The following is a 994-nucleotide window of genomic DNA, read 5'->3' as shown; positions in this document are numbered from 1 at the left end:
GCGAGGAGGGAGCTGGCTTCCTGGCGGGTGGTGCCGGAGGACTCGATGTGCGCGAGTTCAGCGGGGATTTCCCAGCCCTTCTTCCGCATCGCGGTGGCCCAGAGCCGGCCGGCCCGGTACGAGGACCGGACCAGCGGGCCGGACATGACGCCGAGGAAGCCGAGCTCGATGGCCTCGTTTTGGAGGTCCACGAATTCCTGCGGCTTGACCCACCGGTCCACCGGCAGGTGCCGCTCGGACGGGCGCAGGTACTGGGTGATGGTGATCAGGTCACACCCGGCCTCGTGCAGGTCCTTCAGGGCCTCGGAAATTTCCTCGCGGGTCTCGCCCATGCCCAGGATCAGGTTGGACTTGGTCACCATGCCCAGGTTCCGGCCCTGCGTGATCACGTCCAGGGACCGCTCGTACCGGAACGCCGGCCGGATCCGCTTGAAAATCCTCGGCACGGTTTCGACGTTGTGCGCGAACACCTCGGGCTTGGAGTCGCAGATCGCGGCGATGTGTTCGGGTTTGCCGGAGAAGTCCGGGATCAGCAGCTCCACGCCGGTGCCGGGGTTCAGTTCGTGGATCTTGCGGACCGTCTCGGCATACAGCCACACGCCCTCGTCCTCGAGGTCATCGCGGGCCACACCGGTGACGGTGGCGTAGCGCAGCTGCATCGACCGCACGGACCGCGCCACCTTGGTGGGTTCGAACCTGTCCACCGGGGACGGTTTGCCGGTATCGATCTGGCAGAAATCACACCGCCGGGTGCACTCGGACCCGCCGATCAGGAACGTGGCTTCCTTGTCCTCCCAGCACTCAAAAATGTTGGGGCAGCCGGCCTCCTCACACACCGTGTGCAGGCCCTCTTTCTTGACCAGGTTCTTGAGCTGGACAAACTCCGGGCCCATCTGGACCTTGGCCTTGATCCACTCCGGCTTCCGCTCCACCGGGACAGCAGAGTTGCGCTGTTCAACGCGCAAAAGCTTCCGGCCTTCAGGTGCCAATGTCA

Annotated in this window: 1 protein-coding gene; it reads right to left on the bottom strand. The window is 65.0% G+C overall.

The genetic code is table 11. The features are described from left to right. Positions 1 to 994, bottom strand: a 994-nt coding sequence (lipA, locus tag CXQ88_RS21385; protein ID WP_258062061.1) for a lipoyl synthase, incomplete at both ends; no start/stop codon positions are given.

Origin of the sequence: Arthrobacter sp. ZGTC412 (genome assembly GCF_002929215.1) — a bacterium.
Taxonomy (GTDB): Bacteria; Actinomycetota; Actinomycetes; order Actinomycetales; family Micrococcaceae; genus Arthrobacter.
The sequence above is the reverse complement of the archived record's forward strand: the minus strand, read 5'-3'. Positions and strand labels throughout refer to the sequence as shown.